Here is a 25,977-nt window from a genome sequence, read left to right as displayed (position 1 = left end):
CGGCCGGTCGCCCGATCAGTCCCTGGTCAGCGGGTCGGTGGTGGCGGGCGTCCAGCGGTCGCCGCCGCAGGTGCAGACCGGCTGGTCGGTGCTGGTCAGTTGCCCGGCGTCCTGCTGGCCGCCCGCCTCTACGCCGCGCAGCTCACCGCAGCCCAGGCAGGCCAGCGGTCCCCAGTACGGGTCGCCGGGCAGCAGGGCGCGCGGCGGTTCCAGGTCCCAGGGCGGCACGACCGGCAGGCCCGGCGGCGGGTCGTGCGGGTGCGTGAAGACGCTCAGGCTGCCGTCCTGCTCGAAGTAGGCGCGCTGCACCTCGCCGAGTTGGCGTACGCCCTGGGCGCGCAGGCGTTCGAACAGGTCCTCGCGGCTCAGGTTGGCGCGCTGCAACGCCTCGCCGCGCAGCACGCCGTCCCGGACGAGTTCGACCGGCAGGCCCTCGATGAACGTCTCGACGTGCTCGCTGCGGATCACGAGGTGAGACAGCAGGCGCTGCAACCCCACCACGATGGCCAGGACCAGCATGGCGTGCAGCAGCGGCACTTCCGGGTAGAACATGGGATCGCCGGCCGCCGAGCCCAGCCCGATCACGATGGCGAGTTCCAGCGGGCTGAGTTGCGCCAGTCCGCGCTTGCCGGTCACGCGCAGCAGGAACACCAGCCACAGGAAGATCACGGCGGTGCGGAACACGATCTCGAGCAGGAACAGCGGGGGTGCGTCGCCCAGCAGCATCCGCGCCCAGTCGAAGGGGACGATCTCGGCGCTCATACGGACTCCGATTGAATGGGCTGCAAAGCCCGTTCAATCCGAGCGGATGCGACTCGTAGAGCTGCCCCGCAGAGTAGGAGCCGAGCGGGTTCCGGGCGTGGAGCTGGCAATCCGGTGAAGTTCCGGATTGTCAGCGAAACAAACGGAATCCGTATCATGGGGCGCCGGGCCGGTCGGAATCCGACAGGCCCAGGCCCGCCAGGATACGGGCGCGGTCCCAGCCGGTCAGGGCGGCGAGTTCGGCGGCCGTCGCCTCGAATTCAGGGGTGCCGGGGGTGGGGGGCAGGGCGCGCAGCCGCTGCCACAGCGCGTTGCGCCGCCGCAACCAGTCCGCCTGCGTGGAATGGGTCATGCCCGGAGTGTAGGTCCCGCCACGGTGACGGGGCCTTCAGGAAGGGTTCAGCCAGCGGGTCACGCGGAGCCGGACGGAACGGATTGTGCAACCGTTCGGAGTCCGGATCAGCGGTACCGGGCAATGTCGCGCAGGTGCGCGGCGTAGTCGTGGTTCACGTAGATCTTGCCGTCCAGGCCGTGCAGGAAGTACACGGCGTCGCGGCCGTCGGCCAGCTTGCGCTCGGGGTTCAGGACCGCCAGCAGGGCCGCCTGACCGGGGTTGTTGATCGGCCCGGCCGGCAGGCCTTTACGGGTGTAGGTGGAGTACGGCGTGTCCCGCGTGAAATCCCCGGCGCTGCGGTCGAGTTCCGGCAGGTCCTTGCCCAGTCCGTACGCGACGGTGGGGTCGCTGCCCAGCGCGATGTCGTCGCGCAGGCGGTTCAGGAACACCCCGGCGATGACCGGCATCTCGGCGTCGTTGGCGGCCTCGGCCTGCACCATGCTGGCCAGGATCACCCAGTCGCGCACGCCCAGGCCCAGGGCTTTGGCGGCCGCCACGTTCGCGGGCGTGAACTCGGTTTCCATGCGGCGCAGCATGGTCTGCACGATCCTGGCAGGCGTCTCTGCCGGGCGGAAATCGTACGTGGCGGGAAACACGAACCCTTCCAGGTCGGGCTGCCCGCCCGCGTACCGGCTGAGGCTGGTGTCCTTCAGGGCCTTCAGGATGGCGGCCCCGTCGAACCCGGCCTTCTGGAAGATAGCGGGCAGGTCCTTGACGCGCCGGCCCTCGGGAATGGTGACGGACACGGTCGGAATGCGGGCCGGGCCGGCCAGTTTCTCGGCGACCTGCTGCACCGTCATCTGGCCGTTCAGGTCGTACAGGCCCTCTTTCAGGCTGCCGGCCGTGCCGTCACGCCGCATGACGAACCGCAGCACGTCGGCGTTCTGCACGACCCCGCGTTCCTGCAGGGTGCGGGCCACGCCGCCCAGCGTGTCGCCGGGTTTCACCTCCAGCGTGAACGCCGCGCCGCCCGCCGGGCCCAGCAGCGACCGCAGGTACAGCGCCGCGCCGCCCGCCGCCAGCAGCGCCAGCAGCAGCAGGGCCAGCAGCGCCCGCGCCCAGACGGGCAGGCCGCGCCGCGCGCCCAGGCGGGTCACGCCTCACCGCCGGTCACGCCGTGCCGGATCAACCGGCCGCGCAGGTCGTCGTCAGCGGGGGGCCGCGCCCCGAAGCGCGACACGACCCAGCCGCCCACCTGCACCGCCAGATCGGCGGCGCGCACGGCGTCCCCGTGCGTGAGCCACCCGGCCAGGAACGCCCCGCCGAACGAGTCCCCGGCGCCCGTGGCGTCCACCGCGCGTTCGTGCGTGGCGGCCACGGCCACGCGCGCCTGCGCGGGACCCTCGATCAGCACGCCGTCCTCGTCGAGTTTCATGACGATCAAAGCCTGCGGGTAGTGCGCGCGGAACCAGTCCATCGCGGCGTGCCGGTCGGCGTGACCGCTCATGGCGCGGGCCTCGTCGTCGTTCGGGAAGAACACGTCGAACGGCACGTCCTCCAGGACGCTCAGGAAGGTTTCGCGGCCCATCTGCTGGATCATCTGGAAACTGCCGGGGTCCAGGCTGAGGGTCGCGCCGGCCTCTTTCGCCACGCGCGCCGCGTGCAGGGCCGCCTCGCGCGGCGGGTCGCGGAACAGACTCCAGGCAGTCAGGTGCAGGTGGCCCGCGCCGCGCAGCGTGTCCAGCGGCAGTTCCCCTGGCAGCAGTTCCCAGTCGGCGCCCTGCCCGGTCAGCATGGCGCGCTGGCCGCGCCGGTCGATCAGGCCCAGGATCACGCCGGTCGGGTGTTCGGCGCTCAGGATGACGTCCGTGCCGACCCCCTCGGCGCGCAGTTCCGCGGTGGCGAGTTCACCGAAGCGGTCCTGCCCGATCTTGCCGATGAAGCGCGCGGGGTACCCGGCGCGGCTGGCCCACACGGCCAGGTTCGCGGCGCTGCCCCCGCCGGACAGTTCGATGCGGCCGGTGCTGTCGCCGCCCGGAAGCAGCATGGTGTCGGGTTTCGCCAGGACGTCCCAGGTCAGGTCACCCAGCGAAACGAGGGGGTTACGGTCAGTCATTCCAGCTGGAAGCATAGCGTCTGCCCCCGGCCGGCCGCGCCCCCCACCCGGCCGCCCCTTGAGGAGCGGTGGTCAGAACCGCTAGCATACCCGGCGTGTTCCCGCCACAGCCCCGCCTCACGCTCGGTTTCGTCCTGATGACCGTGACGCTGAACGCGGCCCTGCCGGCGCAGGCCGGCCCCCCCGCGCCGGCCACCGGCTTCGTGTACGTGAACGGCAACGGCGCCCGCCCGTTCCCGGCGGCCACGCCCGGCGAACCCGTCGTCCTGACCCTGGGGGGCCGCCGCCCCCAGCGGCTGACGCTGCGGCAACTGCGCGCCCTGCCCGCCGTGCGCTACACCAGCACCCACCCGCAGCTGAAGGAGACCTTCGAGTACCAGGGCGTGACGCTGCGCGACCTGGCGCGGCGCGGGCAGTTCGACGGGCAGGACATCCGCCTGACCGCCGACGACGGCTTCGTCGCGGTCATCCGCGCCGCCGACTACCAGCAGCATCCGGTCATGCTGGCGTACCAGGCGGACGGACGGCCCATCCCGGCCCTCAAGAAAGGCCCGCTGACGACCGTGTTCCCGCCCGACCCGACCCGCTTTCCCGTCCGCAACTACGGCAGCCAGTGGGCGTGGTACGTGACCGGCGTCTCCCCCCGCTGATGACCGCCCCCGACCAGTCCAGACCCGGTCAGCCGCCCGGCCAGCGCCGCCCCGCCCCGGCCTGCGAACCCGCCAGCCCGGAATGGCGGGTGCTGGGTATGCTGCTGCGCCGCGAGGACCTGCTGCTGGCACTGCTGCCCAGCCTGATCTCGGTCATGCTGCTCAGCGTGGCGTTCCTGCCCGCCTACCGCATCCTGAGCAACCCCGAAACCACCTGGACCGGCTACAACTACCAGGGGTTCCTGAACCGCGTGTACCAGTACGACCGGGCCGCCACCAACCCAGCCACCCCCCCGGCCACCCTGAATGCCCTGCGCGACCGGGTGCTGTCGGACATCCAGATCGCCCGGCAGCAGACCAGCGCGGGCACCGCCGAGCCCCTGTTCGCCGAACTGTCCGAACGGGAACGGGACGCCGGGGTGGACCTCACGGACATCGAACCTCTGATCCTCAGCGGCCGACCCGCCGACACCGAACAGGCCATCCGCATCGCCGAGAACCTGCACGCCGCCGCGAACACCCACCTGAACGGCGTGCGCCGGCAACTGCAGACCAGCCTGTACTTCATGCAGGTCACCGTCCTGTCCGCCGCGCTCCTGAGCGGCATGTTCGGCACCGGCCTGATCCTGCGCGCCCTGAACGCCACGCGCCGCGAACAGGAAAACCGGGAAGCCCGTGAGGCGCAGCACCGACAGGCGCTCGGGATGGCCGCCCACGAACTGCGCCGCCCCCTGCAGGCCCTGCTGCTGTCCACCGACGCCCTGCGCGGCACCGAGAACCTCCGCGCCCGCGAGAAGATCCTGCGCATGATCGAGGACCACGCCGCCCAGCTGGCCGTCCGCACCGACCTGGAACGCCTGGAACTGATGTACGTGAACATCGAGCCCCGCCCGGAACGCACCGACCTGAACGCCCTGATCGCCCGCCTGGAAACCGACCGGGTCCGCACCCGCCGCCCCGCCACGCCTGTCCACGTGCAGGCCGACCCCAACCACCTGCGACAGGTGCTGGAGAACCTCATCGAGAACGCCCAGCGGTACTCCGATGGCGCCATTCTGATCACGCTGGACCCCGCCGCGCCCGGCAGCGGCCCCGTCATCCGCGTCCTGGACGACGGACCGGGCCTGAGCGGCGACCTGCTCGAACGCGTGTTCGAGGTCGGCTTCCGCCAGCCCGGCAGCCCCCACCGCGAGGGCCGCGGCCTGGGCCTGCCCATCGCCCGCCGGTATGCCACCGCCAACGGCGCCCACCTGAGCCTGCACTCCCCGGATGGGGGGGGCCTGGAAGCGCGCCTGACCTTCCCCGCCGCGCCCGAATCCGTCCCAGACGAACCCCAGGTCCCGGCGTGACTAGGCGGCGATCAGGACCGCAGTCAGGGCCGCGCCGCGCCGCACGCAACGCCTACACGCAGGCGGGCCGCATCCGGCCTACACTGCCCCCGAGTCTCCATGCCTGACGCCGACCACCACTCCCTTAACCTGCCTGACCTGCTGTACCTGCTGGACGAGGCCAAAGAACGCCCGGAGGCGGCCCTGCCCACGATCACCGGGCTGCTGGCGCAGGCGAAAGCCGAAGGAAACAGGGCGGCCGAGCAGCTGCTGCTGACTCTGCTGGGAGCGGCGAACCTTCACAGCCTGAAACCCGACCTGGCCCGCGAGCAGCTGGACGAGGCCCTGCGGATGGCCGGATCAGACCCGGAGCAGCGCGCACGCGCCCTGACCCGCAAACTGGAACTGTTCGTCGTGCATGGCGAAACAGATACCCTGGAAGACGATTACAGGCAACTGGAGCAGAATGTGGGTTCTCTGTCCAGCATTGTAGAGAGGGTCGTCGCCTTCAACATCCTCGGCAATGTGGATTACTTTCAGGACGATTTTCCAAAGGCGTTGAGCTGGTTCGAACGGGTCAAGGCGGATTCCAAAGAAAGCAACTATCCCATCGGGATTGGCAGGGCATGTGTCAACATTGGCGTGCTTGATTTCACCAATGGTAAGTATGCGACTGCCATGACCGCATTTAAGGAAGCGCTGACCCTGCTCGGCCCTCAAGTGGCCGTGCAGAACATGATCGCGTTCACTTTTAAAATGCTGGGGCAGATAGAGCGAGCCCGCCCCACCTTCCAGCAGATGGTGGAGATCCTCTCCCCCGAATCGTTGAGTGCAAACGATCTGATGACCCTGACGAATTACGTCGATGCGCTGTACCGGGCTGGGGAACATGAGGAAGCCATCGCGGTGATCGAGCGCTTCGGCGTGACCGACACCCCGGTGGAACGGTCGCGCGCCGCCCTGCACGACACGCTGGGGTATTCGCACGCCGCGCTGGGCCGTCCGGACGAGGCGCGCCGTTTCTTCATGTCCAGCATCGAGATCTACGACCGGCTGGCCGAGGGTGATGAGGTCGTCTGGCCGCTGCTGGGACTGGCGGAACTGGAACTGGAGCGCGACCCGGAAGTGGCGCTGGCGCACGCCAGCCGGTCTTTGTCGCTGCTGGACCGGCCTGATACTCACCGGCCGTACCTTTCCCGCACGTTGAACGTGCTGTCGAAAGTACATGCGGCGCGCGGGGATTACCGCGAGGCGTACGGGTTCGCCGAGCGGCACCGGGCGTTGCAGGCGGAACTGGACCGGGAGGCCGAGCGGCAGCGTCTGGAAGTCGCGCTCGCGGAACTGGAGTTCGACCGGGCGCAGGCGGTGGCGGACATTCAGCGGACGGCGCTGGGGCAGGCGCGCGGCGAGGTCGCGGCGCTGCACGCGCAGCTGGAGGCGCGGGTGCAGCAGCGGACGCAGGAACTTCAGGCGGCGAACGAGGAACTCAGTGCGTTCGCGTGGTCGCTCAGTCATTACCTACGGACGCCCATGCAGCTGGTCATGGGGCACGCGGACCTGCTGGTGACGCTGCCGGAAGAGGAGCGGGCCGCGCACGCCGAGGGGATCATGCAGTCCATCGGCCGGATGTCGGAGATGCTGGACGGGTTGCTGCGGTACGCCGAGCGGCACCTGAAACCGCTGGAGTCCCGCCCGGTGCCGCTGGCAGAACTGGTGCAGGGCGCGTGGACGGAACTGGCGCCGGGCGCGGACGTGCAACTGGTCACGCACGCCCTGCCGGTGGTGATGGGGGACGCGGCGGCGCTGCGGATGGTGTTCCGGAACCTGCTGGCGAACGCCACGCAGCACTCGCGGCGGCGCGAGGGCGCGCGGGTGGTGGTGCGGGCCAGTCTGGAGGGGGGCATGCACGTGATCGAGGTGCAGGACAACGGCGTGGGCTTCGATCCGGAGGCGGCGCAGCGGCTCTTCCGGGTGTTCAGTCAGTTGCCGGCCGGGCAGTCGTTCGAGGGGCTGGGGTTGGGGCTGGCGGATGTGTGGCGCGTGGTGATCGCGCATGGCGGGCACGTGCGGACCGAGGGGCGGCCCGGTGAGGGGGCGTCGTTCTTCGTGTCGTTGCCGGCCGCGCCCGGTCAGGTGCTGGGCGCGCCAGCCAGCGCCTGATCTGCCGCGCACCTGATCTGGCCCGCCCCTGATGGTTGCGGTGCCGGGATGGCATGCTGGGGTATGAAACCTTCTGCGTTGCTGACGCTCCTGCTGGCCGGGTCTGCCCTGGCCGCCGCCCCGGAGGCTCATACGGGGCCGCCGGCGTTTCTGGTGCAGTTGACGTTGCTGCTGGGCGTGTCGGCGCTGGCGGCGTACCTGTCGTTCCGGTTGCGGCTCATTCCGATCATCGGGTTTCTGGTGGCGGGTGTGGTGGCGGGGCCGGGCGCGCTGGGTCTGATCCGGGATCAGGAGTTGATCTCGGCGGCGTCCGAGGTGGGCGTGATGCTGCTGCTGTTCACGATCGGGATCGAGTTCAGTCTGGAGCGGCTGTCGCGGATCGCGCGGCAGATTTTCGTGGGCGGCGGGTTGCAGGTGGGCCTGACGGTGCTGGTGGCGGCGGGGGCGCTGCTGCTGACGGGCGTGGCCGCGCCGGACGCGGTGTTCACGGGCTGCCTGATCGCGCTGTCGAGCACGGCGATCGTGATGCGCCTGCTGGGTGAGCGGGGGGACACGAACGGCCCGGCCGGTCAGGTGAGCCTGGGCATCCTGATCTTCCAGGATCTGGCGGTGGTGCTGATGGTGCTGCTGATCCCGATGCTGGCCGGGCAGGGTGGGGGCGTGGCGGGCGTGCTGGTGGCGCTGGCGAAGGCGGGCGGGATCATCGCGTTCGTGCTGATCGCGGCGCGGCGGATCGTGCCGCCGATCATGGAGGTCGTGGCGCGCACGTGCAGCAGCGAGATCTTCCTGCTGACGGTCGTGGCGCTCTGTTTCGGCACGGCAAGCCTGACGGCCGTGGCGGGCGTGAGCCTGGCGCTGGGGGCGTTCCTGGCGGGGCTGCTGGTCAGTGAGAGCCGGTACGGGGCGCAGGCGATGGGTGAGATCCTGCCGCTTCAGATTCTGTTCAGCGCGGCGTTCTTCCTGTCGGTGGGGTTGCAGCTGGACCTGGGGTTCCTTGCGGGGAACCTGGGCGTGGTGCTGGGCGCGGCGGCGCTGATCGCGGCGCTGAAGGTGGGCGTGACGTTCCTGAGCGTGCGGCTGCTGGGCGAGTCCACACGGACGGCGCTGCCCGTGGCGTTCCTGACGGCGCAGGTGGGTGAGTTCTCGTTCGTGCTGGCCGCGACCGGCACGGCGCTGGGCCTGAGTTTCGCGGGTATGGGCGCGCAGGGGGGTGGGGTGTTTATCGCGGCGACGGTGCTGCTGATGGCGTTCACGCCCGCCCTGAACGCCCTGGCGGACGTGCTGGGCCGCCGCCTGCCCCCCGCGTCCCCGGCCGGCGTGGCGTCCGGGACGGCGGCGGGACCGGACGAGCACGACGCGCACGGCCTGCCGGTGGAGGACCGGGTGGTGTTCGCCGGGTACGGCGCGCACGCCCGCCTCGCGGCCCGCGCCCTGAGCCGCGCGGGCGTGCCGTACAGCGTCATCACCCGCAACCCGGACGGGGCCAGTGAACTGGAAGGGCGGGGGGCGCCCGTGCTGATCGCGGATTACATGCGGGCCGGGCTGCTGCGCGACCTGAATGTCGCCTCGGCCCGCGCGCTGGTGATCGTGGACGACGACACCGAGATGACGGAACGGACCGTCAGCGTGGTCCGTTCGGTCGCGCCGGAGCTGCGGCTCATCACGCGCGCCACATCCCCCGAGGGCTTCCAGGGGTTGCAGAGCCTGGGGGCGCAGCACATCCTGACCGCCCCGCGCGAGGTGGCGGCCGGGATTCTGGACCTGCTGACGCCGCCCGAGGTGACGCGCGCGGACATCACCCGTCACCTCGCCGAGCATCCGCCCGTGACCCTGAATGCCACGCAACGCGCGCAGTGCGAGCACGCCGCGCACAACGCCGGGCCGGTCACCCCGGAGGCGGACGTGTGCCTGGAGTGCGTGGCGCAGGGCGACACCTGGGTTCACCTGCGGGTGTGCATGACCTGCGGGCACGTGGGCTGCTGCGATTCGAGCAAGAACAAGCACGCCACCGCGCACGCCCGGCGGCAGGGCCACCTGGTCATCCGCAGCGCCGAACCGGGCGAAACCTGGGCGTACTGCTACGAGCACCAGTGGACGAAATAGCAGGATCAAGGATAGGTGATAGAGGACCAGCCCCCATCACCCATCCACCATCAACTATCTACTTTCTTCCCCGCCCGGGACGGGCTGCACCCGCAGGGCGCGCAGGGCCAGCAGGGTGGCGGCCACGTCGAGCAGGCCGCCCAGGCCGTACACGAGTTGCGTGCTCAGTGTGGGCGCGCCGCCGAAGCCGGGGATGGGCACGACGTTCATGACGGCCATGCCGAGGCTCAGGGGCGCGGCGAGGTTCAGCCAGTCCATCAGTTTCCGGCGGGGCGCGGCGGCCAGCGGCTCGCTGCTGAGACGCGCCAGACTGCCGTACGTGGCGTTACTGGCGACGATCGCCGCGCCCCAGAGGGTCAGCAGGGCGGTCAGGGCGACCGGGTTCGCCTCGGGGGCCGCGCCGCCCAGCACGCTGAACAGCGTCAACGCCCACATCGCGCCGCGCAGCGAGGTCAGCCACGGGAAGGTCAGGGACAGGGCTCGCCAGACGCCGTCCGTGCCGGGCGTGGGCTGGGCGTTCAGGGCGCGGCCCAGCAGCGTGGTCCACCACGCCATGACCAGCGCGGCGATCAGGGCCTCGGCGGCGTTGAAGTAGCGGCTGAAGTCCGCCGAGCGCCACAGCGAGAACGCGGCCGTGCCCAGCAGCGCCGCGACCTGCACCCACAGCGCCCCCAGCGCCAGGGAGCGCCAGCGGGCGGGGGTCACGACAGGCCCAGCTTCGCGCTCAGGCGTTCGCGCACCACTTCCGGTTTAGCCTGGCCGCCCATGGCTTTCATGACCGGCCCGAACAGGGCGTTCATGGCCTTGGCATTCCCCGCGCGGACCTTCTCGACGGTGGCGGGGTCAGCCGCCATGGCGGCGTCGATGGCCGCGTCGATGGCGGCCGTGTCGGTCACGACGCTCAGGCCGCGCTCCTGCACCAGCGCGGCCGGGTCGTGGCCGGCCAGCACGTCGGGCAGCAGGTCCTTGGCGATCTTGCCGCTGATGGTGCCCGCGTCGATCAGGCGGACCAGCGCCGCGAGGTGCGCGGGCCGCAGGGGACTGGCCTCCAGGGTCTCCTCGCGCGCGGCGAGCAGGCCGGACACGTCACCCAGCAGCCAGTTCGCGAGTTTCTGGGCGTCCGGGCGGGGCTGGGTCTCCAGCGCCTCGTCGTAGAAGCGCGACAGCGGCACGCTGAGACTCAGGGTCTGCGCGTCGGCCTCGCGCACGCCCGCCGCGCGGTACCGCTCCAGTTTCTGTGCGGGCAGTTCGGGCATCCGCGCCCGCACCTGCGCGATCCATTCCGGCGTGATGTCCAGCGGGGGCAGGTCCGGCTCGGGGAAGTAGCGGTAGTCGGCCTCGCCCTCCTTGGTGCGCATCAGGAAGGTCTTCTGCCCACCCTCGTCCCAGCCCAGCGTGTCCTGCGTGATGCGCCCGCCCGCGTCCAGGATGCGGGCCTGCCGGGCCGTCTCGAACTCGATGGCGCGCGCCACCGAGCGGAACGAGTTGAGGTTCTTCACCTCGCACTTGGTGCCCCACGGCTCACCGACCCTGTGCAGGCTGAGGTTCACGTCGCAGCGCATCTTGCCTTCCTCGGGCGTGGCGTCACTGACCCCCAGCGCCTGCGCGATGGCCTGCACGCTCTCCAGGAACGCGCGGGCCTGCTCGGCGCTCACGATGTCGGCCTCGGTGACCATCTCCAGCAGGCTGGACCCGGCGCGGTTCAGGTCCAGCATGGAGTACGGCGCGTACGTGGGGTGCGTCAGTTTGCCCGCGTCGTCCTCCAGGTGCGCCCGCTTGATGCGCACGCGGCTCACCTCGCCGCCGGGCAGCGTCACGTCCAGGAATCCGTCGCGGGCGATGGGCCGGTCGTACTGCGACAGCTGGAAGTTCTTCGGGGCGTCCGGGTAGAAGTAATTCTTGCGGTGAAACTGCGTGAAACCGCTCACATCGCAGTTCAGGCCCAGCCCGAACATCATGGCGAGTTCCACCGCCTCGCGGTTCAGGGTGGGCAGCGTGCCCGGCAGGCCCAGCGTGAACGGGTCCGTGAACGTGTTCGGGTCCGCCCCGTGATACTCCTGCGGGCAGGCGCTGAAGATCTTGGACCGCGTCTTCAGTTGCAGGTGAACTTCCAGACCAATAACCGCCACATACGACATGAGGGCCAGAATACCGCCGCGCCGCCGCGCCCGGTCCAGCGCGGGCTAGGGAGTGGCCGGTCGCCGCCCGGTCACAGCGCCCGGCACTGGCCTTCCCGGTCGCCCTGCACGCGGTTCTGCCCGCCGCCCGGCGCGCGGGTGTTGTCCTCGCACTTCAGGTTGCCCTGCACGGTGGCGCGCGCCACGCGCAGCGTCCCGGTGTTGCGTTCCAGTTCGATGTTGCCGTTCACGCGGGTGTTCTCCACGCGCACGTTCCCGCCCCGCTCGGCCTCGATGTTGCCGTCCACGACGCTCCCGGTGACGGTCACGCTGCGGAACCCGTCGTCGGTTTCCACGTTGCCGTCCACCTGGCTGCGATTCAGGATCAGCGTCGCGCCACGCGGCACCTTCACGTTGCCGTCCACGCGCACATTCGTCAGGGTGCAGGTGCTGCCCGACCTGACCTGCACATCACCGCGCACCGTGCGGCCCGACACGGCCCCCCCGCAGGTCAGGTCGGCGGCCGCCGCGCGCGGCAGGCTCAGCAGGGGCGTCAGGAGCAGGGCGGTCAGCAGCAGAGGTCGCATGGTTCCACCGTAGGGGGCGGGCGTGACCCACGCGTGAGCGGGACCTGAAGCCTGCGCGGCGGATCGCAGGAGTGCCGCCAGGATCAGCGCGGCTCAAACGGACTCCGATTGAATGGGCGGCAAAGCCCGCTGGGTCCGAGCGAAGCGAGTGGGAGCAACAGCGGGCTGCCGGACGTGGAGCCGGCAATCAGGTGAAGTTCCGGATTGTTGGCGAAACAAACGGAACCCGTATCAATCCGGGAGGAGGGTCAGGGTCATCTCGTGCGGGCTGGCCGCGAAACCCAGCCCGGCGTACAGCGGGCGGGCCATGTCGCTGCTGCCCAGGCTGACGCGCGTGACCCCGCGTGCCCGCAGCGCGTCCAGGCAGGCCGTGACCAGCGTGCGGGCGTGCCCGGCGCGCCGCCAGTCCGGGTGCGTCCAGACGTTCACCACCCGCGCCCGCCACGGCTGCGGGTCACCGCGCGTGGGACCCCAGTGCAGCAGCGTCACGCCTGCCCCGGCGATCACCTCTCCCCCACCCTCCAGCAGGAAGCCCAGATACAGGCCGTCCTGCAGAGCGGATTCCACCCACGCGGCGTACACGGGCCGCTCCGCGAGGTCGCGGGCGTCCGGGTAGCGGTGCGCGGCAATGGTGGCGGCGTCGGCGGGTGTGACGGGGCGCATCAGGCCCCCAGTCTGCCGCACCCGGCGCCGCGAAAGTCTGGTAGAACGGCTGCATATGACTTTCGTGGCGCTGCTGCACGCGGTGAACCTGGGGGCGAGGCGCAAGGTGCCCATGACCGACCTGCGCGCCCTGCTGACCGGCCTGGGCCTGCGGGAAGTCCGCACGTACATCCAGAGCGGAAACGCCGTGTTCGGCGCGGACCCCGACCCGGCGCTGCGCGGGCGGCTGGAGGCGGCGCTGGAAGCGCAGTTCGGTTTCCTGGTGCCCGTGACGCTCCGCACGGCGCACGAGTGGCAGGAGGCGGCAACCGGTTGCCCCGCCTACCTGCGCAGCGAGCCGGTCGTGGTGGCGTTCCTGCGCGACCCGCCTGCCCCCGAGCGTGTGGAGGCCCTGCGCGCGCGGGACGTGACGCCGGAACGCTGGGAGATCGTAGGGCCGCACCTGTACCAGACGGTGCCGGACGGCGTGCGGAACATGAAGCTGTCGGCCGCTGTGATCGAACGGACGCTGGGGGTGGGCGTCACCGTCCGCAACGAGCGCACCGTGGGGGCCATCGCCGCCCTGCTGGACACCTGATACGGATTCCGTTTGTTTCGCTGACAATCCGGAACCCGCCCTGCTCCCACTCGCCTCCGCTCGGATTGAACGGGCTTTGCAGCCCATTCAATCGGAGTCCGTATGAGCCGCGCGCCGCCCTTTCCTGCCGTAGCCTGCCACATGCCCCGCAAGTTCCCGCCCGCCATGTTCCTGTCGGCCGCGCCGCTGCTGTTCGTGCTGCTCTGGAGCACCGGCTTCCTGGGCACCAAGGGCGCGGCCCGGAACGCCGACCCGTTCGCGTACCTGACGGTCCGGTTCGCCCTGGCGGCCCTGCTGATGCTGGCCCTGACGGCCGCGCTGCGCGCCCCGTGGCCCACGCGGGCGCAGGCGGGCCGGGCGGGCGTGACGGGCCTGCTGCTGCACGCCGGGTACCTGGGCGGCGTGACGACCGCCATCTGGCTGGGCCTGCCCGCCGGGATCACCAGCGTGCTGGTGGGCGTGCAGCCCCTGCTGACCGGCTTTCTGTCCTGGCCGGTGCTGGGGGAACGGGTCACGCGGCCGCAGTGGGCGGGCCTTGCGCTGGGCTTCGTGGGCGTGCTGCTGGTCGTGGGCGGGCAGGGCATCGGAAATCAGACGACGGCCAGCCGGCCGGCCCTGCTGGCCGCCGCGTTCGCGCTGATCTGCACCACTGCCGGCACCCTCTACCAGCGCCGCGCGGGCGGCGACATGCCCCTGCTGGGCGGCACGGCCGCGCAGTACGTCGTCAGCGCCGCCGCGCTCGGGGCCGTCACCCTGGCGCGCGGGGGCGGCGTGATCCACTGGAACGTGGAATTCATCCTGTCCCTCACGTGGCTGGTGCTGGTCCTGTCGGTCGGGGCGATCCTGCTGCTCATGCGCCTGCTGCGCGACCTGCCGGCGGCGCGCGTGAACAGCCTCTTCTACCTCGTGCCGCCGCTGGCCGTGCTGGAAAGCTGGGCACTGTACGGCGAACGCCTCAGCACCCTGTCGCTGGGCGGCCTGCTGCTGTGCGTGACTGGTGTGGCCCTCGCCGCCCGGCAACCCGCCGCCCGCCCGGCGCGTACTGGGTGACATGAGCGAACTGAACGGACGGATCGGCGGCGTCACCCAGGGGTACGACCTGCACGCGGGCTGGAACGGCGAACGCCTGGACGGCCGCATCGGTGGGACGTTCCAGGGCAAGGACATCAAGCTCACGGTCCGCGCCGGGGACGTGGACGGCCGCATCGGCGGCACGTTCGCCGGCTTCGACGCCGATGGCGACGTGACCGCCCAGAGCGTCAGCGTGCGCCTCGGCGGCCGCATCGACGGGGACGATGTGCACCTCCAGATCAGCGGCGACCGCGTCCGGGGCCGCTACTCTGGCCGCATTGACGGCAAGGACATCGACCTGCGCGTCAGCGGTGACCGCCTGCACGGCCGCATCGGCGGCGTGCTGGACGGCAAGGACGTGAACCTCACCCTGAACGGCGTGCCCGTGGAGGTTGCCGCTCTGGCCGCCGCCTGCGCGTACAAGGCCCTCGAAGACCAGCAGGCGCACGACGCCTCCGCCGCCAGCAGCAGCAGCGGGGGGTAAACGGGCAGCAGCCAGTGGGGCGTGGGCCGGGGCCAGCGTCCTGTCCACTCCCCACTGCCGGCTCCCACCTCCTGGCTTATACGCCGCTGTCCTTGCGGCGCAGCAGGAAGAATCCGGCGGCGCTGCCCAGGGCGAGCAGGACGGCGGGCGCGCCGGTAGCCCAGCTGGCGGTTCCGGCGAGGGTGACGGTGAGGCCCAGAATGGCGAGGATCCAGCCGCAGGCGAGCAGGGCGAAGGTGGTCCAGGGGAGGCGGCTGATGGTGATGAGGGTCAGTGGCAGGAACGCGGCGGAGAGGAGGATGCGGACGCTGCCGCTCGTCTGGAGGTCGGGGGTGGCGGCGGCGAGTGCCCAGACGGTCAGTGCGGCGACGGGGATCAGCAGCAACGTGGCGGCGGGGCTGGTGGGTGTCCGGGTACTGGCCATGCGGTCAGCGTAGCGGGTGGCGATCCGGCCTGCACGCGAGGTTGCGGCTTCCGGGCGGGCGCGGCGGTGGGGGATTCCCAGCAAGCCGCACATTCCCGCGTGTGGGTGCGTGGTACGTTCCGCCCATCATGACGGTGACGACGAAGGCGAGAACGTTGGGAGAATTGCTTCAGACGGCAGAGTACGCCGGGCGCGCGCCGTTCGACGGCCGCATTCGGCTGGTGCAGGACGAGGTGCGGGAGAACCTGACCCGCAAGTTGCGCAGCGGCGAGGAATTGTTCCCCGGTGTGGTCGGGTACGACGACACGGTGATTCCGCAGCTGGTGAACGCGCTGCTGGCGCGGCAGAACTTCATTCTGCTGGGTCTGCGCGGTCAGGCGAAGAGCCGGATTCTGCGGGCCATCACGGGCCTGCTGGACGAGGAAGTGCCGGTCATTGCGGGCGTGGACATGCCGGACGACGTGCTGAACCCGGTGGGCGCGGAGGGCCGTCACCTGCTCGAAGCGCACGGGCTGGACCTGCCGATCCGCTGGCTCCCACGCGCGGACCGGTACGTGGAGAAACTGGCGACGCCGGACGTGACGGTGGCGGACCTCGTGGGCGACGTGGACCCCATCAAGGCGGCGCGTCTGGGCACCAGCCTGGGTGACGTGAGAAGCATGCACTTCGGGCTGCTGCCGCGCGCGAACCGGGGCATCTTCGCGGTGAACGAACTGGCGGACCTGTCCCCGAAGGTGCAGGTGGCGCTGTTCAACATCCTTCAGGAGGGGGACGTGCAGATCAAGGGCTACCCCGTCCGGCTGGAACTGGACGTGATGCTGGTCTTCAGCGCGAACCCGGAGGATTACACGGCGCGCGGGAAGATCGTCACGCCGCTCAAGGACCGCATCGGCAGCGAGATCCGCACGCACTACCCGACCGACGTGCGCCTGGGCATGGACATCACGGCGCAGGAGGCCGCGCGGGCCGAGGGCGTGATCGTGCCGCCGTTCATCGCGGAACTGATCGAGGAGATCGCGTTCCAGGCCCGCGAGGACGGCCGCGTGGACAAACTGAGCGGCGTGTCGCAGCGCCTGCCGATCTCGCTGATGGAGGTCGCTGCCGCGAACGCCGAGCGCCGCAGCCTCGTGGCCGGGGACGCCCCGGTCGTGCGCGTCAGTGACGTGTACGCGGGCCTGCCGGCCATCACGGGCAAGATGGAACTGGAGTACGAGGGTGAACTCAAGGGCGCCGATCAGGTCGCCAAAGACGTGATCCGTAAGGCGGCCGGGGCCACGTACGCCCGCAACTACGGCAGCGCGAACACCCGCGACCTGGAGAAGTGGTTCGAGGCCGGGAACGTGTTCCGCTTCCCGCAGGGTGGGGACAGCGCCGCCGCGCTGAAAGCAGCCGGGGAAGTGCCAGGCCTGAGTGATCTGGCGGCCGAGGTCGCCGCGAGCAGCGACGACGCCGTGCGCGTGTCGGCCGCCGAGTTCATCCTGGAAGGCCTGTACGGCCGCAAGAAACTCTCGCGCGCCGAGGAACTGTACGCCGCGCCGGAAGCCGAAACGCGCCAGCAGCGCGGCGGCCGCTGGAACTGATACGGATTCCGATTGAATGGGCTGCAAAGCCCATTCAATCCGAGCGGATGCGAGTGGGAGCGGAACGGGTTCCGGGCGTGGAGTTGGCAGATCGGTGGTGTTCCGATCTGTCAACGAAACAGACAGAATCCGATGAGACAGCAGGCGAACCGCAGGAAGTGGGGAGTGGATCGGGGCGGGCGTCCCGTCCGCTCCCCATTTCCTGCGGCCTGCTTCCTATTACCCTGGGGGGGTGCTGCCCTCTGCCCTGGCTGATCTGATCGAGTTTCACGCGCCGCTGTCGGTGGTGCAGCGGGAGCAGGGGGGCGCGACGACGCTGCTGACGCCGGGCGTGAACGTGCTGGCACTGAACGCGACGTTCCTGCCGGGTGATGTGACCGGCGTGAATCTGCGGGACGTGCAGGACTGGCATGAGGGTCAGGGGCTGCCGCCGCTGGTGGCCTGGGCGGGCGGGGAGGTCCCGGCGGGCCTGAAGGTGCAGGAGGTCGCGCGGGTGCGGGTCGGCGACTGGGCCGGTCAGCCGAACCCGCCTGACGCCTCGGTGGTGGTCGAGCAGGTGGGCCGCCTGCACCTGAGCGCGTGGGCGGGGGCGCTGTGCGCGGCGCACGGCACGCCAGGGTGGGCGGCGGGACTGGCGCGGCAACTGGCGGGGCCGCTGGAGGCCGCTGCCGGGGCCTTCGCGCTGCTGATGGCGTACCGGAATGGGCAGCCGGTCGGGTCGCTGCTGTGGCAGGCGCGTGGGGCGGGAGGCGCGGCGCACCTGTGGGGCGCGGCCGATGCCGGGGTGGGCGCGGCGTTGCTGAACGCGGCGGCGGGGCTGGGCGAGGACCTGACGGTCACGCTGCCCGCCGCAGTGGAGTGGGACGGGCCGTTCCTGCACGCAGTCACGGACATACGGTACGGCCTGCTGGTTCCCGCGCTGGGCGCACCGACCCAGCGCAGGTAGTGGAGGGGCAGATAGGAGCAGGCCCGGTTTCGCATGAACCTCAGATGAGGCGGCGCTGCTGACAGGTGGCGATTGCCAGGAATCCGCCCCCAGTCTGTGAAATTCTCCTCACTGGACGGGGGGTCAGCACCCCCGCCACCGCGCAGGCCAGATGAGAAATGAGAAAGGTTTCCTCATGGTAAAGAGATTTCGGCACGTTCTAATGCCCTCATGCTCCCCCAACCCCTGCGCGGCGCCAGTGTCGCCCTGCTGATCCTGACCCTCAGCGCCTGCGGCGGCAACAGCGGCACCGGCAGCGCCCCCACCCTGACCGACCCGGCCGGGAACGTCAGTGACACGCTCTCCCCGCAGGGCGTCGCCAGCCCCGTCGCACTGATCGTGGGGCAGTCCACGCAACTGAACGTCACGGTCGGCGGCCGCGCCCCTGCGCCCGGCCAGCTCGTGTGGACCACCACCAACGCGGCGGTCGCCACGGTCACGCAGACCGGACTGGTCACGCCTGTGGGCGGCGGGAACGCCACCGTCCGCGCCGCCCTGAGCCGCAACGCGTCGGCCTTCATCGACTTCCCACTGACCATCAGCGGCGCCGCGCCCACCCCGACCCCCGCCCCAGCACCCGGCACGGGCTTCGCGCAGCAGATTCTGGATCTCACGAACGCCGCCCGCGCGCAGGGCCGCACCTGCGGGGCCACCGCCTACGCCGCCGCGCCCGCCCTGACTCTGAACACCCAGCTGGGGCAGGCCGCGCAGGGCCACGCCGCCGACATGGCCGCCCAGAACTACTTCAGCCACACCAGCAAGGACGGCCGCACCGCCGGGCAGCGCATCGCCGCCGCCGGATACGCCTACCGCACCTGGGGTGAGAACATCATTGCAGGACAGCCCACCGCGCAGGCAGCCGTGGACGGCTGGCTGAAAAGCGAGGGTCACTGCAAAAACATCATGAATCCCAACTTCAGGGAACTCGGCGTCGGGTATGCCTACAAGTCAGGCACCGAATTCGGCCACTACTGGGTGCAGAACCTCGGCACCCGCTGACCGTCACAACACGGGGAGGGGGAGGCTGCAGCTGGCCTCCCCCTCCCCGCTGTTGCCCGTTACCCGAACAGCGCCCGGTACTCGCCGTACCCCTGCGCTTCCAGCTCCGCGAGCGGCACGAAGCGCATCGCCGCCGAGTTGATGCAGTACCGCAGGCCCCCGTGCTCCTGCGGGCCGTCCGGGAACACGTGCCCCAAGTGAGAGTCCGCCGCGACCGAACGGACCTCGGTGCGGGCGTACCCGATCTTGTAATCCGTGTTCTCGGTCAGCGTGACAGTGGGAATCGGCCGCGTGAAGCTGGGCCACCCGCACCCGGCGTCGTACTTGTCGAGGCTGGAGAACAGCGGCTCGCCGCTCACCACGTCCACGTAGATGCCTTCCCCAGTGTGATCCCAGTACTCGCCGGTAAAGGCCCGCTCGGTGCCCTCGTGCTGGGTCACGCTGTACTGGATGGGCGTCAGGCGCTCGCGCAGCTCGGTATCCGACGGTTTCACGAACGGCTTGTCAGTCATGCGGGCAGTCTAGGCGCGGAGGCCGGGCATGACGGTGACCGAGAGTAGGAAGTGGTGAGTGGGTCGGGGCCAGCGTCCCCCCCACTCACCACAGCCCGCTGCCCACTTACAGCGGAATGTTGCCGTGCTTCTTGTAGGGCCGGGCCTCTTCCTTGTCGCGCAGCATGGCGAAGGTCTGGATCAGCACGCGGCGGGTATCCTCCATGGGGATCACATCGTCGATGTAGCCCTTGCTGGCGGCCACGTAGGGGTTGTCGAAGGCGTCCTTGTACTCGGCGATCTTCTGCGCGCGGGTCGCGTCGGGGTTCTCGCTGCCCGCAATTTCGCGGCGGTACACGATGTTCGCCGCTCCCTCGGCGCCCATGACGGCCACGGCGGCCGTCGGCCACGCGTACACCACGTCGGCGCCCATGTCGCGGCTGTTCATGGCGAGGTACGCGCCGCCGTAACTCTTGCGGGTGATCAGCGTGACCTTGGGGACGGTCGCCTCGGCGTACGCGTACAGCATCTTCGCGCCGTGCCGGATGATCCCGGCGTGCTCCTGCGCCACGCCCGGCAGGAAGCCCGTCACGTCCACCAGCGTCAGGATCGGGATGTTGTAGCAGTCGCAGGTGCGGATGAACCGCGCCGCCTTGTCCGACGCGTCGATGTTCAAAGTGCCCGCCATGACGCGCGGGTTGTTCGCCACGATGCCCACCGACTCGCCGTTCAGGCGCGCGAAGCCCACCACGATGTTCTTCGCCCAGTTCGGCTGGATTTCCAGGAAGGTGCCGTCGTCCACCAGTTCGTGAATCACGGCGTGCATGGCGTACGGTTTGCGCTGGTCCGGCACGACGATGTCCAGCAGCCGCTCGTTCGTCCGGTCGGCCGGGTCGCCCGTCGGCTGACTGGGGGCCTTCTCGCGGGCGTTCTGCGGCAGGTAACCCAGCAGGTCCCGCACGCCCGCCAGGACCGCCTCGTCACCGTCGTACTCCAGGTGCGCCACGCCGCTCTTGCGGGTGTGCACGTCCGCGCCGCCCAGCGAGTCGAAGGTCACGTCCTCACGCGTCACGGACTTGATCACCTCGGGACCCGTGATGAACATGTAACTGCTGCCGCCACTCATCAGGATGAAATCCGTCAGGGCTGGCGAATACACCGCGCCGCCCGCGCAGGGACCCAGGATCGCGCTGATCTGCGGCACCGCGCCCGAGTAGATCGCATTGCGGTAGAAGATCTCGCCGTACCCGCTGAGCGAATCCACGCCCTCCTGAATGCGCGCCCCGGCACTGTCGTTCAGGCCGATCACCGGGCAGCCGGTCCTGGCGGCCATGTCCATGATCTTCGTGACCTTCGCGGCATTCATCTTGCCCAGAGAGCCGCCCAGCACCGTGAAATCCTGACTGAACACAAACACCTGCCGCCCGTGGATCGTGCCGCGCCCGGTCACGACACCCTCGCCCGGCGCGTCCACGCCCTGCATCAGGCGGCCGCCCCGGTGCTCCACGAACGTGCCCATCTCCAGGAAGGAACCCGGGTCGAGCAGCACGTCGATCCGCTCGCGGGCCGTGAGTTTCCCGCCGTCCCGCTGCTTCTTCAGGCGTTCGGGCCCGCCGCCCTGCTCGACCCGCGTGCGGCGCTGCTCCATCGCCGCGATCAGTTCCTGTAACTCCACGCCCGGATTTGTCATGCCCGCATGGTATCCAAACGCGCGTTAGGCGCACGCGTGACCGGGCCGGGAACAGAGGGCGGATGGCGGATGGCGGATGGCGGATGGCCAACAGCGTGTGCGTGACCTGGCCGCCGCTGTCAAACCCCACCCACTTCCTACAACCCAACTCCCTCTTATCTCCCCGCTTCGACCTCGATGCCGTCCGCCTCGCTCATGCGGACGATGTTCGCCAGGGTGTGGATGGGCACGTTCAGGTCAGCGAGTTTCTCACGGCCGTCCTCGAACTGCTTTTCCACGACGCAGCCGATGCCCAGCAGCTCGGCGCCACTGACCTCGATCATGCCCGCCAGGGCGCGCAACGTGCCGCCCGACGCGAGGAAATCGTCGATGACGACCACGCGGTCCCCGGCGCCCAGGAACTCGCTGCTGATGAACAGGTCCACCACGCCGCCCTTGGTGCGACTGACGGACTGCGCGGTGAACGCGGGTTCCTTCATGGTGACGGGTTTCTTCTTGCGGGCGTACACCATCGGCACGCCCAGCACCATGGCCGTCGCGATGGCGGGCGCGATGCCGCTGACCTCGATGGTCACGATCTTGCCGGGGTTCAGCGGCGCGAAGTGCGCGGCGAACACCTCGCCCATCTCGCGCGTCAGGTGCGGCAACAGCTGGTGGTTCACCAGTCCGTCCACCTTGAGAATCCCACCGGGAAGAACTTCACCCTGCTGCCGAATCGCGTCCACGAGTGCCTGCATGCCCCGGAGTGTACCCGTCACATAGCAGATGCAGGTCGGTGCGTCTGGACGTCAGACTGTGGGGGTGTCTGACCTTCCCGACCTGACGCCGGGTGAGCTGGCGGCCTTCGCGCAGCAGTTCGGCCTGGAATCGCCCCTGACGCGCCTGCCGAGCGTGGGGATCGTGAACCGCGTGTACCGCGCCCGGCGGGTCGGTCGGGACGTGGTGCTGCGCGTGCCGATGCCCGGCGACATCGAGGATGCCCTGACCGAGAGTGTGGCCGTGCCCGCAGCGGTGCGGGCGGGCATTCCGACGCCGGAACTGCTGGTGTTCGACGACGCGCGCGCGGTGCTGGACGCCCCGGTGACGCTGTACGCCTTCGCGCCGGGCCGCAGCCTGGACGGCCTGGGCTGGGGCTACGGTGACCCGCGCCTGTCCCGCGCGTGGCGGGAGGCGGGCCGCGCCCTGGCCGCCCTGCACGCGGGCGTGACAGACGCGCCCGACCCGCACGGGCACCTGAAAGCCATCACGCCGCCCCACCCGGTCCGCACCCGCACGCGCGTCCTGACCGGCGAGCGGCTGGGCACCGCCGAGGCCGACTGGGCGACCGGCCTGACCGCCCGCCTGCTGAGCGAGAATCCACCGCCCGCGCACCCTGCGTTCCTGCACAACGACCTGCACGCCGGAAACCTGATGGTGACCGGCGACGGCGCGGTGACGGCCCTGATCGACTGGGGGGACGCCGGGTGGGGCGACCCGGCCCTGGACCTCAGCTATTCCGGGCCGCTGGCCGTGCCGGACCTGCTCGCCGGGTACCACGAGGCCAGTGGCACCGAAGGCGACGCCCTGACCCTGCGGGTGCTGGCGTACACGCTGGACAACGCCACCCGCTACCTCACGCGGCAGCCGGAGGCGCACGAGAACGGCGACCTGTGGTACACCCGCCCCGCCACCGCCCTGATGGGGTTGCTGCGCGTCAGTCCGCGCGTGCCGCAGTGGCAGGAGGCGCTGGCGGCCCGACGCTGACGCAGGTCACAGCTCGTTGATTTCGGGTCTGAACCCGACCTGTCGGATGTACTCCAGGTATTCGGGGCCGGTCAGGGCCTCACGTTTGCCGCTCAGGGCGACGAACATGGCTTCCAGGACGTTGGTGGCGAAGTTGCGGCTGCCCATGCGGGGCGTGGTGGTGATCAGGCGGGCCACGCCGCGCGCCTTCATCCAGTCGCGGTCGGCCTGGGTGATGGTCTGCGTGAGGATGGTCTTGCCGCTCAGGTCCTGCGGAGCGTAGCGTTTGACGTAGAGGGTGTCGCCGGCGATCACGTCGGCCCAGGCGTAGTAGCGCGTGCCTTTGCCCTGCACGCTGGTGTCCTGTTTGGCGCCGGTCGGGTAGAACCAGTCCTGCGGGAGGCGGGTCAGGGCGGGCAGGATCAGCCGCGCGACGCGTTGCAGGGACGTGATGCTGCGCAGGGGCCGGTCGACGTTCAGGCCGAACACGATGTCCCCGAACACCATGTCGGCGCCGTGCCCGGCGAGGGCCTCGGCCATGCCGAAGCGGTCCACGGCGGAGACCATCAGGACTTTCTGCGTGCGCCAGTTCAGGACCGGGTCGAGTTGCGCGATGGCGTCGCGTTCCAGGGTGTTTTTCAGGCCGCTGCCGTCGAGGACCGGGGTGATGCGCGCCCCGGCCACGAGTTTGCGGACGTTCGTGAAGGTGTAGCGTTTCCCGCCGGCCAGCAGGTACAGGTCCGCGCCGCCCAGCCCGAAGGCGTCCACGCGGCCGTCGAGGGCCTGGAACAGGGCCGCCATCTTCCTGGCGTCACCGTCCGTGCCGATGCGTTCGATGATGAACGGCTGCCCCAGCACGGTGGTGGTCTCGCGGGCGTTGCGGGCGCTGCCGCCCAGGCTGACGCTGACGACGTGCTTGTGCCCGGCCGGCGCAGGTTGCCAGCCCTGGAGGGGATCGGTCATGCGGGGCATTCTACGCGTGGGGGCCATTCTACGCGTGGGGGCACGCGGCGCGTCCGGTTCAGGCGTGCGCGTCCAGCGTCACGCGCGCTCCCGTGCGGGCCGAGGCGTACAGGGCGTCCAGCACCCGTGCCTGTGCCACGGCGTCGGCGGGGGGGTACAGCGCCGCTTCCTGTCCGCGCGCCGTGCGCTGGAAGTGGGCGACCATGCGCGCGTACCCGTTCGACGGCGGGAACTCCTCGCGGCTTTCCTGGCCGCCCAGGTTCAGGTGCAGGGTCACGGGTTCGTGCGTGTGGCTGTGGTACACGCGCGGGACATCCAGCGTGCCGCGCGTGCCCACGACCGTCAGGCGGCTGAAGCTGGGGTCGGTCCAGTCGAAGGCGCAGTCCAGGCTGCCCAGCGCGCCCCCGAAGTCCAGGGTGCCACTGAGGGCCACGTCGATGTCGCCTGTGCCGGGTTGCGCCCCGGCGGGGGTCCAGCGGGCGGCGGCGGTCACGGCCTGCGGTTCACCCAGCAGCAGGCGCATCAGGTTCACGGGGTAGGTGCCCACGTCGAACAGCGCCCCACCGCCCTGCGCGGCGTTCCAGCGGAAGTCGTCCGGGTTGGTCATGTGGAACCCGAACGCGCCGTGTACGGACCGCACGTCGCCCAGCGTGCCGCCCCGCACGAGTTCCACGATCCGCAGGATGTGCGGCTGGAAGCGGTACGCGAAGGCCTCCAGCAGCGTGAGGCCCGCCTGGAGCGCCGCGTCCGCGAGCTGCTGCGCCTCGGCGGCGTTCAGGGTCAGGGGCTTCTCGGTCAGGACGTGCTTCCCGGCCCGCAGCGCCGCCAGCGTCCAGGGCAGGTGCGCGTCGTTCGGCAGGGGGTTGTACACGGCGTGCACGTCAGCCGCGATCAGGTCGTCGTACGTTCCGGCGACCTGCACGCCCCATTCCTGCGCGAAGGCCTGCGCCCGCGCCGAGTGCGGGTCGCGCACGCCCACGAACGCCACCTCGCCGCCCGCCTCGCGGATCGCGGGAATCAGGGCGCGGGCAATGCGGGCGGCGCCCAGCAGCCCCCAGCAGAACGCAGGTTCAGTCATACCCGCAGCCTACCGCAGTCGGCGCGGCGCGCCTGGGGTCATACGGATTCCGTTTGTTTCGCCAACAATCCGGAACTTCACCGGATTGCCGGCTCCACGTCCGGAACCCGTTTCTCTCTTACTCTGCGGAGCAGCTCTACGAGTCGCATACGCTCGGATTGAACGGGCTTTGCAGCCCATTCAATCGGAGTCCGTATCAGACCTCGCCGCCCCAGTCCGTGCCGTGCGCGCGCCACGCGGCCTCGATGTGCGTCAGGACGTCCAGCGGCAGCGGGCCTTCCTGCACGATCCGGACGTTGCGTTCCAAGTTCTCGATGCTGGCGGTCCCCACGATGGCGCTGTGAACCCCTGGCGCGTACGCGCTGAAGCGCAGCGCGAACTGTGTCCAGTCCAGCCCGGCGGCCTCGCGCACGCCGTTCAGGTCGAGCCGGCCCAGCCGCTCCCAGTACGTCTCGGCGTAGTCACCGGCCGGACGCTGCACGAAGCGCCACGCGGCGTTCGCGATGGGGCGCTTGGCGATCGCGCCCAGTCCGGCGTCGTGCGCGGTGGGCAGCACCTGATGCCGGCTCCACTGGTCGGCGAGGTTCACGCTGGTTTCCAGGCTGCCGAAGCGACCAGACTGCGCGGCCCAGGCCAGGGCCTCGTTCTCGCCGCTGTACGCCGCCACGCGGATCAGGCCGCTCGCGCGGGCGTCGTCCAGCGCGCCCAGCAGGTCCTCGCGGCGCAGCGTGTCTGCGGGGCAGGAGTGCAGGTGGAAGATGTCGATCCAGTCGCAGCGCAGCCGCGTCAGGGCCTGCTCGATACCCAGGCGGATCGCCTGCGGGGTCCAGTCGTCGGCGCCGTCCGCGCCGTACCCGCCCTTGCTGCTGAGGATGAAGTCGTGCCGCCGGTACGACAGGTGCCGCCCGATGCGTTCCTCGCTGAGGCCGTACCCGCGCGCCGTGTCGATCAGGGTCACGCCCGGTCCACCGCGCGGTTCAGCAGCGTCCCGACATGCTCCTCGGTCAGCGCCGCGTCCCCAATTTGTCCGGCGCCCAGGCCCAGCGCCGAGACGCGCAGGCCGGTCGTTCCAAAGTCCCGTTGCTCCATGCCC

The 25,977-nt window shown here is 70.4% G+C and carries 27 protein-coding genes; 11 read left to right on the top strand and 16 right to left on the bottom strand.

The genetic code is table 11. The features are described 5' to 3' along the window. Window positions 1-15 precede the first annotated feature (15 nt). The 4 genes from BXU09_RS09235 to BXU09_RS09220 all read right to left on the bottom strand — a co-directional run bounded on the left by BXU09_RS09235 (window position 16) and on the right by BXU09_RS09220 (window position 3,212). Window positions 16-762, bottom strand: a complete 747-nt coding sequence (locus BXU09_RS09235) for a DUF421 domain-containing protein (RefSeq protein WP_078302025.1) — start codon at window positions 760-762, stop codon at window positions 16-18. Between the two features lie 154 nt (window positions 763-916). Continuing rightward, complete coding sequence (locus BXU09_RS09230; protein WP_078302024.1) at window positions 917-1,114, bottom strand: hypothetical protein; 198 nt, start codon at window positions 1,112-1,114, stop codon at window positions 917-919. A 107-nt stretch (window positions 1,115-1,221) separates the two neighbouring features. Further along, window positions 1,222-2,253 (bottom strand): endolytic transglycosylase MltG, encoded by a 1,032-nt coding sequence (mltG, locus tag BXU09_RS09225; RefSeq protein WP_078302022.1) that lies wholly within the window; start codon window positions 2,251-2,253, stop codon window positions 1,222-1,224. Continuing rightward, on the bottom strand, window positions 2,250-3,212 hold the full coding sequence (locus BXU09_RS09220; RefSeq protein WP_078302021.1) for a sugar kinase: 963 nt from the start codon (window positions 3,210-3,212) through the stop codon (window positions 2,250-2,252). Before BXU09_RS09220 ends, mltG begins: the two co-directional genes overlap by 4 nt. Before the next feature lie 95 nt (window positions 3,213-3,307). Here BXU09_RS09220 and BXU09_RS09215 point away from each other — a divergent pair, with 95 nt between their 5' ends. From BXU09_RS09215 to BXU09_RS09200, 4 genes are all read left to right on the top strand, one after another. Next, on the top strand, window positions 3,308-3,862 hold the full coding sequence (locus tag BXU09_RS09215; RefSeq protein WP_230296410.1) for a molybdopterin-dependent oxidoreductase: 555 nt from the start codon (window positions 3,308-3,310) through the stop codon (window positions 3,860-3,862). Beyond that, window positions 3,862-5,211, top strand: a complete 1,350-nt coding sequence (locus BXU09_RS09210; RefSeq protein WP_144012047.1) for a HAMP domain-containing sensor histidine kinase — start codon at window positions 3,862-3,864, stop codon at window positions 5,209-5,211. Before BXU09_RS09215 ends, BXU09_RS09210 begins: the two co-directional genes overlap by 1 nt. 99 nt (window positions 5,212-5,310) lie before the next feature. Then, the gene (locus BXU09_RS09205; protein WP_078302018.1) at window positions 5,311-7,350 is read left to right on the top strand and encodes a tetratricopeptide repeat protein; all 2,040 of its coding nucleotides are present in this window, start codon (window positions 5,311-5,313) and stop codon (window positions 7,348-7,350) included. A 63-nt stretch (window positions 7,351-7,413) separates the two neighbouring features. Continuing rightward, window positions 7,414-9,453, top strand: a complete 2,040-nt coding sequence (locus tag BXU09_RS09200) for a cation:proton antiporter (RefSeq protein ID WP_078302017.1) — start codon at window positions 7,414-7,416, stop codon at window positions 9,451-9,453. A gap of 54 nt (window positions 9,454-9,507) precedes the next feature. Here BXU09_RS09200 and BXU09_RS09195 read toward each other — a convergent pair whose 3' ends face one another. From BXU09_RS09195 to BXU09_RS09180, 4 genes are all read right to left on the bottom strand, one after another. Continuing rightward, window positions 9,508-10,158: a hypothetical protein gene (locus tag BXU09_RS09195; RefSeq protein WP_078302015.1), complete on the bottom strand. Its 651-nt coding sequence runs from the start codon at window positions 10,156-10,158 to the stop codon at window positions 9,508-9,510. After that, entirely contained in the window at window positions 10,155-11,591 is a 1,437-nt protein-coding gene (gatB, locus tag BXU09_RS09190; protein ID WP_078302014.1) for an Asp-tRNA(Asn)/Glu-tRNA(Gln) amidotransferase subunit GatB, read from the bottom strand. The genes BXU09_RS09195 and gatB overlap by 4 nt, the downstream gene beginning before the upstream one ends. 71 nt (window positions 11,592-11,662) lie before the next feature. Further along, the gene (locus tag BXU09_RS09185) at window positions 11,663-12,157 is read right to left on the bottom strand and encodes a hypothetical protein (RefSeq protein ID WP_078302012.1); all 495 of its coding nucleotides are present in this window, start codon (window positions 12,155-12,157) and stop codon (window positions 11,663-11,665) included. Window positions 12,158-12,388: 231 nt separating this feature from the next. After that, entirely contained in the window at window positions 12,389-12,820 is a 432-nt protein-coding gene (locus BXU09_RS09180; protein ID WP_144012046.1) for a GNAT family N-acetyltransferase, read from the bottom strand. A gap of 55 nt (window positions 12,821-12,875) precedes the next feature. Between BXU09_RS09180 and BXU09_RS09175 the strand changes: the two genes are divergently transcribed. The 3 genes from BXU09_RS09175 to BXU09_RS09165 all read left to right on the top strand — a co-directional run bounded on the left by BXU09_RS09175 (window position 12,876) and on the right by BXU09_RS09165 (window position 14,952). Continuing rightward, window positions 12,876-13,397: a DUF1697 domain-containing protein gene (locus BXU09_RS09175; protein WP_144012045.1), complete on the top strand. Its 522-nt coding sequence runs from the start codon at window positions 12,876-12,878 to the stop codon at window positions 13,395-13,397. 141 nt (window positions 13,398-13,538) lie between these two features. Beyond that, the gene (locus BXU09_RS09170; RefSeq protein WP_205684140.1) at window positions 13,539-14,447 is read left to right on the top strand and encodes an EamA family transporter; all 909 of its coding nucleotides are present in this window, start codon (window positions 13,539-13,541) and stop codon (window positions 14,445-14,447) included. Between the two features lies 1 nt (window position 14,448). Next, entirely contained in the window at window positions 14,449-14,952 is a 504-nt protein-coding gene (locus tag BXU09_RS09165) for a hypothetical protein (RefSeq protein WP_078304904.1), read from the top strand. 76 nt (window positions 14,953-15,028) lie between these two features. On the opposite strand, the gene BXU09_RS20240 is transcribed toward BXU09_RS09165, so the two are convergent. Next, a complete protein-coding gene (locus tag BXU09_RS20240) occupies window positions 15,029-15,376 on the bottom strand; it encodes a hypothetical protein (protein WP_144012044.1) in 348 nt (115 codons plus the stop codon). A gap of 128 nt (window positions 15,377-15,504) precedes the next feature. On the opposite strand from BXU09_RS20240, the gene BXU09_RS09155 reads away from it, so the two are divergent. The 3 genes from BXU09_RS09155 (at window position 15,505) to BXU09_RS09145 (ending at window position 18,940) form a co-directional block, all read left to right on the top strand. Then, entirely contained in the window at window positions 15,505-16,956 is a 1,452-nt protein-coding gene (locus BXU09_RS09155; protein WP_078302007.1) for an ATP-binding protein, read from the top strand. 232 nt (window positions 16,957-17,188) lie between these two features. Further along, window positions 17,189-17,902 carry a hypothetical protein gene (locus tag BXU09_RS21905; protein ID WP_078302006.1) on the top strand — a complete coding sequence of 238 codons (714 nt, stop codon included), beginning with the start codon at window positions 17,189-17,191 and terminating at the stop codon, window positions 17,900-17,902. A gap of 210 nt (window positions 17,903-18,112) precedes the next feature. Next, entirely contained in the window at window positions 18,113-18,940 is an 828-nt protein-coding gene (locus tag BXU09_RS09145) for a CAP domain-containing protein (RefSeq protein WP_078302004.1), read from the top strand. Window positions 18,941-18,999: 59 nt separating this feature from the next. Here the strand turns inward: BXU09_RS09145 and msrB are convergent, their stop codons facing one another. The 3 genes from msrB to xpt form a co-directional block, all read right to left on the bottom strand. Next, window positions 19,000-19,452 (bottom strand): peptide-methionine (R)-S-oxide reductase MsrB, encoded by a 453-nt coding sequence (gene msrB / locus BXU09_RS09140; RefSeq protein ID WP_078302002.1) that lies wholly within the window; start codon window positions 19,450-19,452, stop codon window positions 19,000-19,002. 106 nt (window positions 19,453-19,558) lie between these two features. Beyond that, window positions 19,559-21,121 carry an acyl-CoA carboxylase subunit beta gene (locus tag BXU09_RS09135; RefSeq protein ID WP_078302001.1) on the bottom strand — a complete coding sequence of 521 codons (1,563 nt, stop codon included), beginning with the start codon at window positions 21,119-21,121 and terminating at the stop codon, window positions 19,559-19,561. A 155-nt stretch (window positions 21,122-21,276) separates the two neighbouring features. Then, window positions 21,277-21,858 (bottom strand): xanthine phosphoribosyltransferase, encoded by a 582-nt coding sequence (xpt, locus tag BXU09_RS09130; RefSeq protein WP_078301999.1) that lies wholly within the window; start codon window positions 21,856-21,858, stop codon window positions 21,277-21,279. A 64-nt stretch (window positions 21,859-21,922) separates the two neighbouring features. Here xpt and BXU09_RS09125 point away from each other — a divergent pair, with 64 nt between their 5' ends. Continuing rightward, a complete protein-coding gene (locus tag BXU09_RS09125) occupies window positions 21,923-22,864 on the top strand; it encodes an aminoglycoside phosphotransferase family protein (RefSeq protein WP_168174579.1) in 942 nt (313 codons plus the stop codon). A gap of 6 nt (window positions 22,865-22,870) precedes the next feature. Here the strand turns inward: BXU09_RS09125 and BXU09_RS09120 are convergent, their stop codons facing one another. The 4 genes from BXU09_RS09120 to BXU09_RS21900 all read right to left on the bottom strand — a co-directional run bounded on the left by BXU09_RS09120 (window position 22,871) and on the right by BXU09_RS21900 (window position 25,973). Continuing rightward, complete coding sequence (locus BXU09_RS09120) at window positions 22,871-23,806, bottom strand: quinate 5-dehydrogenase (RefSeq protein ID WP_078301996.1); 936 nt, start codon at window positions 23,804-23,806, stop codon at window positions 22,871-22,873. 58 nt (window positions 23,807-23,864) lie between these two features. Next, window positions 23,865-24,884: a Gfo/Idh/MocA family oxidoreductase gene (locus tag BXU09_RS09115; RefSeq protein WP_078301995.1), complete on the bottom strand. Its 1,020-nt coding sequence runs from the start codon at window positions 24,882-24,884 to the stop codon at window positions 23,865-23,867. 196 nt (window positions 24,885-25,080) lie between these two features. Continuing rightward, the gene (locus BXU09_RS09110; RefSeq protein ID WP_240501138.1) at window positions 25,081-25,842 is read right to left on the bottom strand and encodes an aldo/keto reductase; all 762 of its coding nucleotides are present in this window, start codon (window positions 25,840-25,842) and stop codon (window positions 25,081-25,083) included. Further along, window positions 25,839-25,973 carry a hypothetical protein gene (locus BXU09_RS21900; RefSeq protein ID WP_276205837.1) on the bottom strand — a complete coding sequence of 45 codons (135 nt, stop codon included), beginning with the start codon at window positions 25,971-25,973 and terminating at the stop codon, window positions 25,839-25,841. Before BXU09_RS21900 ends, BXU09_RS09110 begins: the two co-directional genes overlap by 4 nt. Window positions 25,974-25,977: the final 4 nt, after the last annotated feature.

This window comes from Deinococcus sp. LM3 (assembly GCF_002017875.1).
Classification (GTDB): domain Bacteria; phylum Deinococcota; class Deinococci; order Deinococcales; family Deinococcaceae; genus Deinococcus.
This window is presented reverse-complemented; position numbering and strand designations above follow the sequence as displayed.